This window comes from Streptomyces sp. NPDC101110 (assembly GCF_044759525.1).
Lineage (GTDB): Bacteria > Actinomycetota > Actinomycetes > Streptomycetales > Streptomycetaceae > Streptomyces.
The window spans coordinates 497,582-511,841 of sequence record NZ_JBIVZM010000006.1 but is presented as its reverse complement, the minus strand read 5'-3'; the positions used below and the strand labels follow the sequence as shown (position 1 = coordinate 511,841).

Genomic DNA, 14,260 nt, shown 5'->3' with positions numbered 1-14,260 from the left:
TTCGTCGGCTGAGGCCAGGGGAGCGAGGCGGGGTCACTTCAGAGGAGCCTGTGCTGCTGCAAAAGGCGGGGGCGTTCGCGAAGGGGGTCTCTCAGTCGGTGCGGGAAGCACCGGACTCGCCGGGTGTGCTTGGCCGGCCGTAATAGGCCGCTCGCATGATCTCTTCCATGTCGTCGAGCATCGGCATCCGCGGATTGGCCGGCGCGCACTGATCCTCGTAGGCGTTCAGCGCCTGCTGGGACAGCGCGCCGAGGAAGCTGCGCTCCTCCACGCCGAGAGCCTCGAAGGACGCTTCGATGCCGACCGCGTCCCGCAGACGTTCCATGGCGTCGGCGAGGGACTCCACCCCCTCGGCCGGGGTGGCGGCGGCCAGCCCGAGGCTTCGGGCGATGTCCTGGAAGCGTTCGGGAGCGCGGTAGTTCTCGTACTTGGGCCAGCCGGTCAGCTTGGCCGGGACCGTTCCGTTGTAGCGGATGACATGGGGGAGAAGCACGGCGTTGGTGCGGCCGTGGGCGATGTGGAACGTGGCGCCGAGGGTGTGGGACATGGCGTGGACGATGCCGAGGAAGGCGTTGCCGAAGGCCATGCCCGCGATGGTGCCCGCGTTGTGCATCTTCTCCTGTGCGTCCGGGCGGGCCGCACGGTCGTTGACCGCCGCCTCGATGTTGCCGAAGACCAGACGGATCGCGTGCAGGGCGAGCCCGTCGGTGAAGTCGTTGGCGTAGACGGACACATATGCCTCGATGGCGTGCGTCAGGGCGTCGAACCCGCTGTCGGCCGCCAGCGCCGGAGGCAGCCCGGTGGTGAGGAGCGGGTCGACGATGGCCACGCTGGGCGTGAGCGCGTAGTCGGCCAGCGGGTACTTCTTGCCCGTCGCCGGGTCGGAGATCACCGCGAACGGAGTGACCTCGGCGCCGGTGCCGGAGGTGGTGGGCACACACACCAGGCGCGCCAGCCTGCCGAGCACCGGGAAGCGGAAGGCGCGCTTGCGAATGTCGGAGAACTTGTGCCGCATGTCCGCGAAGTCGATGTCCTTGCCGTCGGCCTGCTGCTCGTAGAGCAGCCACATCACCTTGGCGGCGTCCATGGGCGAACCGCCGCCCAGCGCGATGATCGTGTCCGGACGGAAGTCGCCCATGAGGCGGGCCCCTCGGCGGACGGAGTCGATGCTCGGCTCCGGCTCGACATTGTCGATGATCTGGACGGTCACCGGCTCACGACGGCGCTGCAGGACGTGGGTGACGCGGTCGACGAAACCGAGGCGGGTCATGGTGGCGTCGGTGACGATCGTGACGCGGTGGACCCCACGCATGTCCGCGAGGTAGCGGATGGCCTGCGGCTCGAAGTAGATCTTCGGCGGGACCTTGAACCACTGGAGGTTGTTGCGACGGGTGGAGACCCGCTTGACGTTCAGGAGTTGGGGAGCGGAGACGTTGTTGGACACCGACGTGCTGCCCCAGGAGCCGCAGCCCAGGGTCAGGGAGGGCAGCAGGTTGTTGTAGATGCCGCCGATGGCCCCCTGCGAGGAGGGGGAGTTGACGATGACCCGGACGGTCTTCATGCGCTTGCCGTACGCCTCGGCGAGTTCGCGGTCCTCGGTGTGGATGACGGCGCTGTGGCCCTGGCCGTGGAACGCGACCATGTCGGCGGCGAGGTCGAAGCCCTGCTGCGCGGAGCCGGCACGCAGCACGGCGAGGACCGGGCAGAGCTTCTCGCGGGTCAGAGGCTCGTCCGGGCCGACCCGTCCGGCCTCGACCAGGATGACCGAGGTCCCGGCGGGGACGGCGAACCCGGCCTGCTCGGCGATCCATTGCGGGCTCCGGCCGACGGCTGCGGCGTTCACCTTCGGTTCGCATCCACCCCCGTCCTCGGACCGGGGGTGTCCCCCGTGCGAGGCGTCGGCGGGGAAGAGGAACCGCTCCAGCTTCGCCTTCTCCTCGGCGGTGGCCAGATGGGCGTGCAGGGTGCGGAACTCGGCGAGGGCGGCGTCGTAGATCTCCCCGTCCAGGATGACGGCCTGCTCGGAGGCGCAGATCATGCCGTTGTCGAACGACTTCGACAGCACCAGGTCGTTGACGGCCCGGCGCAGCTTCGCGCTCGTGTGCACATAGGCGGGAACGTTGCCGGCGCCCACGCCCAGCGCGGGTTTCCCGGCCGAGTAGGCGGCCTTGACCATGGCATTTCCGCCGGTGGCGAGGATGAGGGAGACACCGGCGTGGTGCATGAGTGTCCTGGTGGCCTCGACGGACGGGGTCTCGATCCACTGGATGCAGTGCTCCGGGGCTCCCGCGGCCACGGCGGCGTCCCGCACGATCCGGGCCGCTTCGGCGCTGCACCGCTGGGCGGAGGGGTGGAAGGCGAAGACGACCGGGTTGCGGGTCTTCAGCGCCATCAGCGCTTTGAAGATGGCCGTGGAGGTCGGGTTGGTGACGGGCGTGATCGCGCACAGCACGCCGACCGGTTCCGCGATCTCGACGATGTCCTCGATGTCGTCGCGGCCGATGACACCGACGGTCTTCATGTGTCCCATGCTGTGCGTGACGTGCTCGCACGCGAACATGTTTTTCGCGGCCTTGTCCTCGAAGACACCGCGTCCGGTCTCCTCCACCGCGAGCCGTGCGAGCGCGGTGTGCCGGTCCAGGGCGGCGACCGACGCCTTGTTGACGATGTGGTCGACCTGTTCCTGGCCGAGCCCCTCGTAGTCGGCCAGTGCCTTGAGCCCGTTCGTGACCAGCCGGTCGACGGCGACGGTGATGTCCGACGGCACCTCTGCGGCGACGGCGATGTCCGACGTCGCCTCGGCGGTGACGGTGTTCGCGGGTCGGTCGTCGTGACGGGTCATGGGGGAGCCTCCGAAGGGGGGACGTGAAGCCGCACGGGCTGCGGCCGTACCGGAGCGGCGCTTCGGGAAGCGGCCGGGCTCCACCGGTAGCGTCTCTCCGGCACCACTCCGCCGCGCAGGTCCTCGCGGTCCCGGGCGGGCGGCCGAACGGCCCGAGTCACCCGGGCCGGGTGGCCCAACTCCCCTGCCGGCCGAGGCAGATCCCCGCAGGCGATGAGCCCGGCGAGAGCGTCACCTGCTGTCGCCGGCCTCCACCTCGGGCAGGGCGGCACGTCCGGCCTCAAGTCGTGCCACCGGGACGCGGAACGGTGAGCAGGAGACATGGTCGAGTCCGGCGGCGTGGAAGAAGTGCACCGACTCCGGGTCGCCGCCGTGCTCCCCGCAGACACCGATCTTCAGGTCGGGCCGTGCGGCGCGGCCCTCGGCGACGGCGATGCCGACCAGGCGGCCCACGCCGTCGCGGTCGATCGTCTCGAACGGGGACACCTTGAAGATGCCCTTGTCCAGGTAGGCGGAGAAGAACGCGGCCTCCACGTCGTCGCGGGAGAAGCCCCATGTGGTCTGGGTCAGGTCGTTGGTGCCGAAGGAGAAGAACGCCGCCTCTTCGGCGATACGGCCCGCGGTGAGGGCGGCCCGGGGCAGCTCGATCATCGTGCCGACCGGGCACTCGACAGCGACGCCCGTGGCTTTGCTCACCTCGGCCAGAACCTGTTCGACCTCCTCGCGGACGAGTCGAAGCTCCTCGACCGTGTCGATCAGCGGCACCATGATCTCCGCCCGCGGATCGCCCCCGGCCTGCCTGCGTTCCGCGACGGCCTCCGCGATCGCCCGCACTTGCATGGCGACCAGTCCCGGCGCCACCAGACCCAGGCGGACGCCCCGCAGGCCCAGCATCGGGTTCTCTTCGTGCATGCGGTTGACGGCGTCGAGCAGTTCGATGTCGTGCGCACCGGCCGGGGAGCCCTTGGCTTCGGCGGCGGCGATGCGTACGGCGAGTTCGGTGCGGTCGGGCAGGAACTCGTGCAGCGGCGGGTCGAGGAGACGGATGGTGACCGGCAGGCCGTCCATCGCCTCCAGGATTCCCACGAAGTCCTGCCGCTGAAGGGGGAGGAGGGCGTCCAGAGCGCGTTCACGTTCGGTATCGGTCCGCGCCAGGATCATCGCCTCGACCAGCTGCCGGCGGTCGCCGAGGAACATGTGCTCGGTGCGGCAGAGACCGATGCCCTCGGCTCCGAACCGGCGGGCACGGGCGGCGTCCTCGGGAGTGTCCGCGTTGGCCCGGACCCCCAACCGCCGTACGCGGTCGGCATGGTGCATGGCGCGGACCACGGCCTCGACCACACCCCCGGAGCCCTCACCGGTCTCGAAGTACCGCATCACCGCGGAGTCCACCAGCGGAGCCGCGCCCAGGTGGACGGCGCCCTCCGAGCCGTCGACGGAGATGACCGTGCCCTCCTCGACGGCGGTGTCCCGCACGGTGAAGCGGCGCCCGCGCGGGTCGACGCCGATGTCCTCGGCACCGCACACGCACACCTTGCCCATGCCGCGGGCCACCACCGCCGCGTGGCTGGTCTTTCCGCCCCGGCTGGTGAGCACCGCCTGGGCGGCGACCATGCCGGGCAGGTCGTCGGGGGTTGTCTCCTGCCGTACGAGAACCACCTTCTCCCCGGCGGCGGCACGCCGCACCGCCTCGGCGGAGTCGAAGACCACGGCACCGACGGCGGCGCCGGGCGAGGCGGGGATGCCGTGCGCCAGCGCCGGGCCGACCGCGCCGGTGTCGAAGCGCGGGAACATCAGCCGGGCCAGGGCTTCCCCGCCGACTCGTGCCAGTCCTTCGTCCGGGGAGATGAGTTCCTCGTCGATCAGTCCGGCGGCGATCGCGAACGCGGCCTCCGCGGTGCGCTTGCCCACCCGGGTCTGCAGCATCCACAGCCGGCCGCGCTCGATGGTGAACTCGATGTCGCACAGATCGCGGTAGTGGGTCTCCAACAGGCCCATGTGTTCGCGCAGTTGGACGTACGCTTCCGGGTTCAGGTGCTTGAGCTGCTCCAGCCCGACGGTGTTGCGGATGCCCGCGACGACGTCCTCGCCCTGGGCGTTGGGCAGGTAGTCGCCGTACAGTCCGCGGTGCCCGGTGGCCGGGTCACGGGTGAAGGCGACACCGCTGCCGGAGTCGGGTCCGAGATTGCCGAACACCATGGTCTGCACGTTGACGGCGGTACCCAGGTCGTCGGCGATGCGCTCGCGCCGGCGGTAGACGCGGGCCCGCTCGCCCTCCCAGGACTCGAAGACGGCCAGGACCGCCCGGCGCAGTTGCTCGGCCGGGGACTGCGGGAAGTACTCGCCGGTCTCGCGGCGGATCAGTCCCTTGTACGCCTCGACGAGTCCGGAGAGATCCATCGCGTTGAGTCCCAGGTCGTCCACGGCGTCGCGGGCTTCCTTCAGGCGGACCATGGCGTCGTCGAACAGTGCACCGTCGACACCCATGACGGTGCTGCCGAACATCTGCACGAGACGGCGGTAGGAGTCCCAGGCGAAGCGTTCGTCGCCGGAGGACTTCGCCAGGCCCAGGACGGAGTCGTCGTTGAGGCCGATGTCGAGGATCGTCTCCATCATGCCGGGCATGGAGAAGCGGGCGCCGGAACGGACGGACAGCAGCAGGGGGTCGTCCGGCTGCCCCAGCCGCCGCCCGGCGGCCCGTTCCAGGACGGCCAGGCGATCGGAGATCTCGCGGATCAGACCCTCCGGTTCGGAACCGGTGGTGAGGAAGGCGCGGCAGGCCTCGGTGGTGACGGTGAAGCCGGGCGGTACCGGCAGACCCATGCGGGTCATCTCGGCCAGGTTGGCGCCCTTGCCGCCGAGCAGGTCGTCCATGTCACGGCCGCCCTCGGTGAACGCGTACACGTAACGGACCATGACAGTGCTGTTCCTTCCCGCTTCACAGGGGGCGGCTCACATATCGAAGACGACCCGTGCCTCGACCCGGCCGGTCAGGACGTCGGCGAGGGCCTCGTCGACACTCGGCGTCTCCCAGCCGGACAGGCAGTGATCGCAGCGCCCACGCGCCCGGCCCGGCCAGGGCACCGCCACGCGCTGCCCGACCGCCGGACGGCTCACGCCCTCGCCGAGCGCCTCGACGGTGCCGACGCCCTCGTGGCCGGGGACGAACGGCGGGGTCGGCGTGCCGGGCCGGTCGCCGCGCGTGGCGTGGATGCCGGTGTGGCACAGCCCGGACGCCTCGAGCCGGATGCGGACCCGACCGGGCCCCGGTGCCGGATCCGGCCGTTCCTCGATCACCAGCGGCGCGCCGAAGGACCGGACGACTGCTGCCTTCATGGACTCCTCCTCGGACCCCGTCGGCGTGGTGTGGTTCAAAGGGTCGACCGCCGCCCGGCGCCGCGGCAGGTGCTGGACGTCCTCGCAAGGGGGGCCGGTCGGCCCTGAACCGTGCACGGCACCGGACCCCGGCCCGGCGGAACGCGCTCACTCCCGTGGGACGAGCCACGCCGTGTGGTGGCAGCATGACGCTTGAGGGCGACGGCGCCCGCGTGCGGATCCGGCAAGCCGGACGTCGCACGGACCCCCGGCCGGTAGGGCCGACCGGCCCTGGCCCTTCGGCCCGGGATCGCGCAAGATCTGCGGTAGACATGGACCGGGCGCACTCACGGGCGAAGCCCGGTGCGGGATTCAGACGCAGAACAAGGAGTATCCGATGGCGGACGGCGAGCAGCCCGGCCCCGACAACCCGATCCGGGTCTTCCTGCTGGACGACCACGAGGTGGTGCGGCGTGGGGTGCACGACCTGCTGGACGACGAGCCGGACATCACCGTGGTCGGCGAGGCCGCCAATGCCGAGCAGGCCCTGACCCGCGTGCCCGCCCTGCGCCCCCAGGTCGCGGTGCTGGACGTGCGCCTGCCGGACGGCGACGGGGTGACCGTGTGCCGGGAGCTGCGCTCACGCATGCCGGAGCTGGCCTGCCTGATGCTGACCTCCTTCGACGACGAGGAGGCCCTGCTGGACTCGATCATGGCGGGTGCCTCCGGGTACGTGCTGAAGCAGATCCAGGGCTCGGACCTGGTGTCTGCCGTACGCACGGTGGCCGCCGGTCAGTCCCTGCTCGACCCCAGTGCCACCGCCAAGCTGATGGCCAGGCTGCGTCAGGGCCAGGAGCCGGAGCCCGAGCCCGACGCCCTGCCGGGCCTGACCGACCGGGAACGGGAGATCCTGGCCCTGATCGGCGAGGGCCTCACCAACCGGCAGATCGGCCAGCGGCTCTACCTCGCCGAGAAGACCGTGAAGAACCACATCTCCCGGCTGCTGGCCAAGCTCGGTGTGGAGCGGCGCGTCCAGGCCGCCGTCATCGCGACCCAAGCCCAGGACCGGCTGAAGCAAGAAGGTCACTGACACCCGTACCGCCGCGACGGGCTCCTCGCCCGGGGGGAGCGCCAGAGTGGTGACCGCCCCGGAAGGGCGTGCCGTCGGCCTCCCCGCCCGCGGTGCGTCCACGATTCGGTGAGACGCCCGATGCCCCTCGGGCGGACACTGGAACTGGCTCGTCGGGCGCGGACCGATCGCGGTCGCGACCGGGGTGCCGGCCCGTCCGGCACGTGGCTCACCGGGGGTACACGCCGAGGCGGACCCGCGGTGCGTCCGCGACAGGTGAGGAGGACGCCATGGCTGCGCGGCAGCTTGACCGGAAGACCGTGACGGGGCTGGTGGCCGAGGCCGCCGCGGCGCCCTCCATGCACAACGCGCAGCCATGGCGCTTCCGCTACCTGACTACAGAGGCCGTCCTTCTGCTGCGCGCCGATCCCGAGCGTGCCATGCCCCGCTCCGATCCCGACGACCGCGCCCTGCACATCGGCTGCGGGGCCGCGCTGTTCAACCTGCGTGTCGCCGCCGCGCACGCGAACCTCCGCCCTGAGGACCGGCTGCTGCCCGAGCCACAGGATCCCCTGCTGCTCGCTGCCGTCCAGCTGGCCGGCGAGGCCGGGCGCCGGCGGGACGAGGACCTGGCGCGGCTGCACCCGGCGATCCGCGAGCGGCACACCAGCCGCCACCCCTTCGCCGACAAGGACCTCCCCGAGAACGTGCGGGCCACCCTGCAGGATGCTGCCGAGCGGGAGGGGGCCGTACTGTTCTTCCCCGGACTGTGGCACGCCGAGACCGTGCTCGACCTGATCCGCGACGCCGAGAGCCGGGACGCCTCGGACCCGGAGACGAGCGAGGACCTGGCCCGCTGGACCCGGCTCGGGCCGGAGGCGGACACGGCGGTCGACGGCGTCCCCGAGTACGCGTTCGGCCCGCGTAGACGCGACGGCAAGGCCCCCGTGCGCGACTTCGCCGGACGCCGGCGTGTGGCGGACCGCGGAGCCACCACGTTCGAGCACAGCCCGCACCTGGCGCTGCTGAGCACTGCCGGGGACGGGCCGGCCGACTGGCTGCGAGCAGGACAGGCGTTGGAGCGTGTCCTGCTGGAAGCGACCCTCGCCGGCCTGGCCACGTCCCTGACGTCGCACGCGTTGGAGGACCGCGCGCTGCGGTTGCTGACCCGCGACCCCGCGTCGGGGACGGGCCAGGTGCACATGGTGCTGCGCCTGGGGTACGGCCCGAGGGGCCCGGCCACGCCCCGCCGCCCGGTACGGGACGTGCTGGAGATCGTGTAGGCACGCTTACTGCGGGAGCGCGGGTCCGTGGCTCATGCGGCTCGCCGGGAGCCGGAGGCGGGCCGGGCCCGGCCCCCGCGCGTCATGGCCGCGGACGGTGCGGCTCGCCTCCGGTAGACCAGGTACGGGCGGGCGAGGTAGCCGACGGGGGCGCTCCACACGTGCACGAGCCGCGTGAACGGCCAGGCGGCGAAGAGCAGGAAGGCGGTCAGGGCGTGCAGTCGGAACAGGAGCGGCGCCCCGGCGACGGCTTCGGGCTCCGGCCGCAGGACGAACAGGCCGCGGAACCAGACGGAGACGGTGGAGCGGTAGTCGTACCCGGCGCCGAAGACGTTGTGGGCGAAGGTGGCGGTGATGCCGAGCAGTACGGTGGCGCAGAGCAGCGGGAAGAGGAACTTGTCGCTGCGGTCGGTGCCGAGGCGGATCCGGCGGGTCAGCAGGCGGCGGGCGCACAGCATGGCGAGGCCGGTGACCATGGCGACGCCCGCCACGGAACCCGCCCAGACGGCCGTGGTGTGGTAGGCGTGCTCACTGATACCGACGGCCTCGGTCCACGCGTCGGGAACGGCGAGCCCCACGACATGCCCGGCGATCACCATGAAGGCGCCCAGGTGGAACAGCGGGCTGCCCCAGCGCAGCCACCGGTGTTCGAGGAGCTGGGTGGTGCGGGAAGTCCAGCCGAACTGGTCCTGCCGGTAGCGCCACACATGCCCGACCACGAACACGGCGAGGCAGATGTACGGGACGGCGACCCACAGCAGCAGATCGACGCCGCTTGCCGAGGCGGCGGCCAGGGGGGAGAGCGCGGCGTTCATCGGGAGCCTTCCGTACGGCGGGTCGGAGTGGGCGGCACACGGGTCGGAGTGGGCGGCACACGGGTCGGCGGGGCGGGCATGGGCGGCACGAAGGTTGCCGGAGGCGCGAACTCGCCCTCCCCGTAGGTCCCGTAGGGGTCGAGACCGACCTCCTCGTTCGGTGGGCCATCGGCGACGAGTCGGGCCAACGCGGCGCGGTCGGCCTCGGTGGGCGGTGGCAGCAGGCTGAGCAGCGCGGCCAGCACGTGCCGGTAGGGGGAATCGGCGTCCGTCAGGGCGTGGTGGATCAGCTCCAGCCCGCGGCGGTGCCGGCGCAGGGGCGCCTCGCCGCCGCCGGGGCCCGCCAGGGCGGCGAACTCCAGCACGACCGGGAGGTGGTCGGGCAGTTCGCCCCCGTCGGTGCTCCAGCCGGCGGCCCGGTACTGCTGGTTCAGGGTGAGCAGGGCCATGCCGCGGCGGCGGGTGTCGCCGTGCAGGTAGTAGGTGAGGTACAGGCTGCTCTTGCGGCGCAGGTCGAACATCTCGACGTAGTGCCGCTCCAGCGCCTCGGGGTCCTGTGCGGCGAACCAGTCGGTGAACCGGGCCAGGTGTTCCGCCCCGGGCGTGGCCGGCAGGGCCTCCACCACGGCCGTCAACTCCGCTCGGGCCGCGCTCAGTTCGGAGTCGGGATACTGCAGGAGCAGTGACACGAGCCGCAGCGTCAGCGCCCGGCCCGCCCTCTCCTCGGGTGTGAGCCGGGCCGGGCGGCGTACGGCTGCCCGGACGCGGGTGCGGACGAGGGCGGGAATGGTCGCGGGCAGCGGGCTCACGGTCGGCCTCCGGCAGTGGTGTTTCGGCGCAGGGTCGGGATGCCGAGCATGATCTTCCGGGGTGCGGGATCACCGGACGTCTCGACCGGGCAGCGGTTCTCCATCGCGGTCAGCGCGGCGGCGTCCTCCTTGTGCGCGGCGGGGACGACATACCGGTCGGTGTACTTGGCGACGGCGAGGAGCCGGTGCAGGTCCTCCGCCTCACGCGTGGTGAGGCCCACGGCCGTCAGCACGGCTTCGTCACCCTTCTCGCCGAGGGTGCGTTCGCGCATGTACGAGCGGAGTGCGGTGAGCTTCATCAGCACCCCGGCGACGACGTCGGTGTCCCCGGCGGTGAACAGTTCGGCCAGGTATTCCAGGGGGATGCGCAGCCGGGTGACGGCGGCGAACACATGGTCGGGGTCGTCCTGGTCGCCGCCCGCGGCGTCGACGGCGTCGAGGACGGGGGAGAGCGGAGGGACGTACCAGACCATCGGCATCGTCCGGTATTCCGGGTGCAGCGGCAACGCCACCTTGTAGCGCGTGACCAGGTCGTACACGGGGGAGCGGCGGGCGGCGTCCAGCCAGTCCTCGGGGATGCCCGATTCCCGTGCGGCGGCGATCACTTCGGGGTCGTGCGGGTCCAGGAAGACGCCGCGCTGGGCGTCGAGGAGGTCCTTCTCGTCAGGGGTGGCGGCGGCCTCGCCGACCCGGTCCGCGTCGTACAGCAGCAGCCCCAGGTAGCGCAGGCGACCCACGCAGGTCTCGGAGCAGACGGTGGGCTGTCCGGCCTCGATGCGGGGGAAGCAGAAGGTGCACTTCTCGGCCTTGCCGGTGGCGTGGTTGACGTAGACCTTCTTGTACGGGCATGCCGTCACGCACATCCGCCAGCCGCGGCAGCGGTCCTGGTCGACGAGGACGATGCCGTCCTCGACCCGCTTGTACATGGCCCCGGAGGGGCATGCGGAGACGCAGGCCGGATTGAGGCAGTGCTCGCACAGCCGCGGCAGGTGGAAGAGGAAGGTCTGCTCGAACTCGAACTTCACCTTCTCCGCCCAGGCCCCGGACAGATTGGGGTCGCCGCCGGCGTGCTCGGGCGCGCCGCCCAGGCCGTCCTCCCAGTTCGCGCCCCAGGTGATCGCGGTGGGCCTGCCGGTGAGGACCGAGTGCGGGCGGGCGACCGGGACGTCCTTCTGCGCGGGGGCGCTGACCAGGTTGTCGTAGTCGTAGGTGACCGGCTCGTAGTAGTCCTCGATGGACGGCAGGTCGGGGTTGGAGAACAGCGACAGCAGCCGCTTGATCCGGCCGCCGGAGCGCAGGACGAGGCGTCCGCGCTTGTCGAGCATCCAGCCGCCCTTCCAGTGCTGCTGGTCCTCGTAGCGGCGGGGGTAGCCCACGCCGGGCTTGGTCTCGACGTTGTTGAACCAGGCGTACTCGACGCCGGTGCGGTTGGTCCACGTCTGCTTGCAGGTGACGGAGCAGGTGTGGCAGCCGATGCACTTGTCGAGGTTCATCACCATCGCCACTTGGGCCATCACCCGTCCGACAGTGGCTTCGCCACGGGGCATGTCAGTACTCCACTTCCTGGCTGCGGCGGCGGATGACGGTGACTTCGTCGCGCTGGTTGCCGGTCGGGCCGTAGTAGTTGAACGCGTAGGTGAACTGCGCGTAGCCGCCCGCGAGATGGGTGGGCTTGAGCAGCAGCCGGGTCAGGGAGTTGTGGATGCCGCCGCGCTTGCCGCTGACCTCGGTCTTCGGCACGTTCACGTTGCGGTCCTGGGCGTGGTACATGTACACGGTGCCCTCGGGCATCCGGTGGGTGACCACGGCACGGGCCGCGACGACGCCGTTGCGGTTGTACGCCTCGATCCACTCGTTGTCCTTTACGCCGATCTTGTCGGCGTCCTCCGTGGACATCCAGATCGTGGGCCCGCCACGGGACAGGTCGAGCATGTACTTGTTGTCCTGGTAGTTCGAGTGGATGGACCACTTGGAGTGCGGGGTCAGATAGCGGACGGTGACCTCGGCCCGGCCGTCCTCGGCGAGGTGCTCGTCGCCGTAGTGCTTGGGTGTGTTCAACGGAGGCCGATACACGGGCAGTTGTTCGCCGAGTTCGGTGATCCAGTCGTGCTGCACGAAGAAGTGCTGGCGGCCGGTGAGGGTGTGCCAGGGCTTGAAGTGCTCGGTGTTGATGACGAACGGTGAGTAGCGGCGGCCCCCGGTCTCCGAGCCCGACCACTCGTAGGAGGTCATCACCGAGCGGGGCTGGGTCCGGGTGTCGGCGAAGGTGATCCGCTCCGCCTCGCGCTCCGAGGCCAGTTCGACCAGGCCCTCGCTGCCCGTCTGCCGCTCCAGGGCGCGGAACCCCTCGGTGGCCAGGCGGCCGTTGGTGGTGCCGGAGAGGGCGAGGATCGCCTCGCACATGTGGCTCGCGGTGGCGAGCGAGGGCCGTCCGGCGGCGACCCCGTCGCGCACGGTGCCGTTGCGGCGCCGGAGGTCGTCGATCTCCTGGTCCGGGTGGACGGTGACGCCCTTGGTGGTGGTGCCCAGGGTGTCGAGCAACGGGCCGACGGCGCGCATCTTCTGCCCGATGACGGCGTAGTCCCGTTCGACGACGGCCAGTTTGGGCATGGTGCGGCCCGGGATCGGTTCGCACTCGCCGGCCTTCCAGTCCCGGACCGCCCCGCCGGGCTGGGCGAGTTCGTCCGGGGTGTCGTGCAGCAGTGGCACGGCGAGGACGTCGGTGCGGGTGCCGAGATGCTCGGCGGCCAGCTCGCTGAAGCGGTCGGCGATGGTCAGGAACGTGTCGTAGTCGGTGCGGGCCTGCCACGGCGGGGCGATGGCCGGGGTGAAGGCGTGCACGAAGGGATGCATGTCCGTACTGGACAGGTCGTCCTTCTCGTACCAGGTCGCCGCCGGCAGCACGACATCGGCGAGCAGTCCGGTCGACGTCATCCGGAAGTCCATGCAGACCAGCAGGTCGAGCTTGCCTTCCGGTGCTTCCTCCCGCCACACCACGTCCTTGGGCCGGTGCTCGGGCGGGGTCTGCGCGGAGCGGACGGCCGCGTCCGTGCCCAGCAGGTGCCGCAGGAAGTACTCGTTGCCCTTGCCGGAGGAGCCGAGCAGGTTCGCCCGCCAAACGGTCAGCACACGAGGAAGGTTGGCGGGATCGTCGGGGTCCTCGACGGCGAACCGCAGCCGCCCGGCCTTCAGCTCGTCGACGATGTGCTCGGCGACCGGACGGCCCGCCGCTGCGGCTTCGTCCGTCAGGTCGAGCGGGTTGCGGTTGAAGCCCGGGTGACCGGGAGTCCACCCCAGCCGCACCGCCTGCGCCAGACAGTCCGCGAACCCCTTGCCCCGGAACCGCCCCTTCCCCAGCGGGGAGGCCAACTCCTCGGGTCCGAACGCCTCATACCGCCACTGGTCGGAGTTCAGGTACCAGTAGGAGGTGCCCGCCATGTGCCGGGTGGGACGCTGCCAGTCGAAGGCGAACGACAGATGCTGCTGCCCGGTGACCGGGCGGACCTTCTCCTGGCCGACGTAGTGGGCCCAGCCGCCGCCGTTGACCCCCTGGCAGCCGGTCATGGTCGTCAGTGCCAGGAAGGCGCGGTAGATGGTGTCCGAATGGAACCAGTGGTTGGTGCCGGCGCCCAGGGCGATCATGGAACGGCCGTTCGTCCGCTCGGCGTTGCGGGCGAACTCCCGGGCGATACGGGCCGCCTGCCCGGCCGGTACGGAGGTGATCGTCTCCTGCCAGGCCGGGGTGCAGGGCTCCGAGGCGTCCTCGTACGAGGAGGGCCAACTGCCCGGGAGACCGGGACGCCGCACCCCGTACTGGGCGAGCAGCAGGTCGAAGACCGTGGTGACGAGGCGGCCGCCGACCCGGCGGACCGGAACACCGCGCAGCATCACCGATCCGCCCTCGGTCGTCCCCTCGTCGAATCGGGGCAGGGCGACGGTCGCGGTGTCCTCAGCCGACTCCAGCAGGCTCAGCTCGGGTACGACGTCGCCCAGATCGAGGTTCCAGCGGCCTGGGGCGGGGGCCCCCCCCCCCCACCCCCCCCCCCCCCCCGGGGCCCCCCCCGACACCAGGCGCCGGGCCACCACAGAAGAGCGGTATGCCGGGTGCTCGTCGGCGCGCCCCCAGC

8 protein-coding genes and 1 pseudogene are annotated in these 14,260 nt (G+C 71.3%); 2 read left to right on the top strand and 7 right to left on the bottom strand.

Annotated features, from left to right (window positions below; translation table 11 throughout):
- Positions 1 to 91: 91 nt before the first annotated feature.
- The 3 genes and pseudogenes from adhE to ACIQU3_RS17535 all read right to left on the bottom strand — a co-directional run.
- Complete coding sequence (adhE, locus tag ACIQU3_RS17545) at positions 92 to 2,842, bottom strand: bifunctional acetaldehyde-CoA/alcohol dehydrogenase (protein WP_403926064.1); 2,751 nt, start codon at positions 2,840 to 2,842, stop codon at positions 92 to 94.
- Positions 2,843 to 3,073: 231 nt separating this feature from the next.
- On the bottom strand, positions 3,074 to 5,758 hold the full coding sequence (ppdK, locus tag ACIQU3_RS17540) for a pyruvate, phosphate dikinase (protein WP_403926061.1): 2,685 nt from the start codon (positions 5,756 to 5,758) through the stop codon (positions 3,074 to 3,076).
- A gap of 108 nt (positions 5,759 to 5,866) precedes the next feature.
- Positions 5,867 to 6,178: pseudogene (locus tag ACIQU3_RS17535) on the bottom strand (alcohol dehydrogenase catalytic domain-containing protein); the annotation flags it as partial.
- Positions 6,179 to 6,554: 376 nt separating this feature from the next.
- On the opposite strand from ACIQU3_RS17535, the gene ACIQU3_RS17530 reads away from it, so the two are divergent.
- Together ACIQU3_RS17530 and ACIQU3_RS17525 are read left to right on the top strand one after the other, a co-directional pair.
- The gene (locus ACIQU3_RS17530; RefSeq protein WP_403739266.1) at positions 6,555 to 7,247 is read left to right on the top strand and encodes a response regulator; all 693 of its coding nucleotides are present in this window, start codon (positions 6,555 to 6,557) and stop codon (positions 7,245 to 7,247) included.
- Positions 7,248 to 7,516: 269 nt separating this feature from the next.
- Positions 7,517 to 8,509, top strand: coding sequence for an Acg family FMN-binding oxidoreductase (locus ACIQU3_RS17525; protein WP_403926058.1), 993 nt, complete (start codon positions 7,517 to 7,519; stop codon positions 8,507 to 8,509).
- A 32-nt stretch (positions 8,510 to 8,541) separates the two neighbouring features.
- On the opposite strand, the gene narI is transcribed toward ACIQU3_RS17525, so the two are convergent.
- The 4 genes from narI to ACIQU3_RS17505 all read right to left on the bottom strand — a co-directional run.
- Positions 8,542 to 9,324 (bottom strand): respiratory nitrate reductase subunit gamma, encoded by a 783-nt coding sequence (gene narI, locus ACIQU3_RS17520; RefSeq protein ID WP_403739261.1) that lies wholly within the window; start codon positions 9,322 to 9,324, stop codon positions 8,542 to 8,544.
- On the bottom strand, positions 9,321 to 10,133 hold the full coding sequence (narJ, locus tag ACIQU3_RS17515; protein WP_403739258.1) for a nitrate reductase molybdenum cofactor assembly chaperone: 813 nt from the start codon (positions 10,131 to 10,133) through the stop codon (positions 9,321 to 9,323). Before narJ ends, narI begins: the two co-directional genes overlap by 4 nt.
- A complete protein-coding gene (gene narH, locus ACIQU3_RS17510) occupies positions 10,130 to 11,680 on the bottom strand; it encodes a nitrate reductase subunit beta (protein ID WP_403739255.1) in 1,551 nt (516 codons plus the stop codon). Before narH ends, narJ begins: the two co-directional genes overlap by 4 nt.
- A 1-nt stretch (position 11,681) precedes the next feature.
- A partial coding sequence (locus ACIQU3_RS17505; RefSeq protein ID WP_403926055.1) for a molybdopterin-dependent oxidoreductase occupies positions 11,682 to 14,260 on the bottom strand: 2,579 nt, incomplete at its 5' end.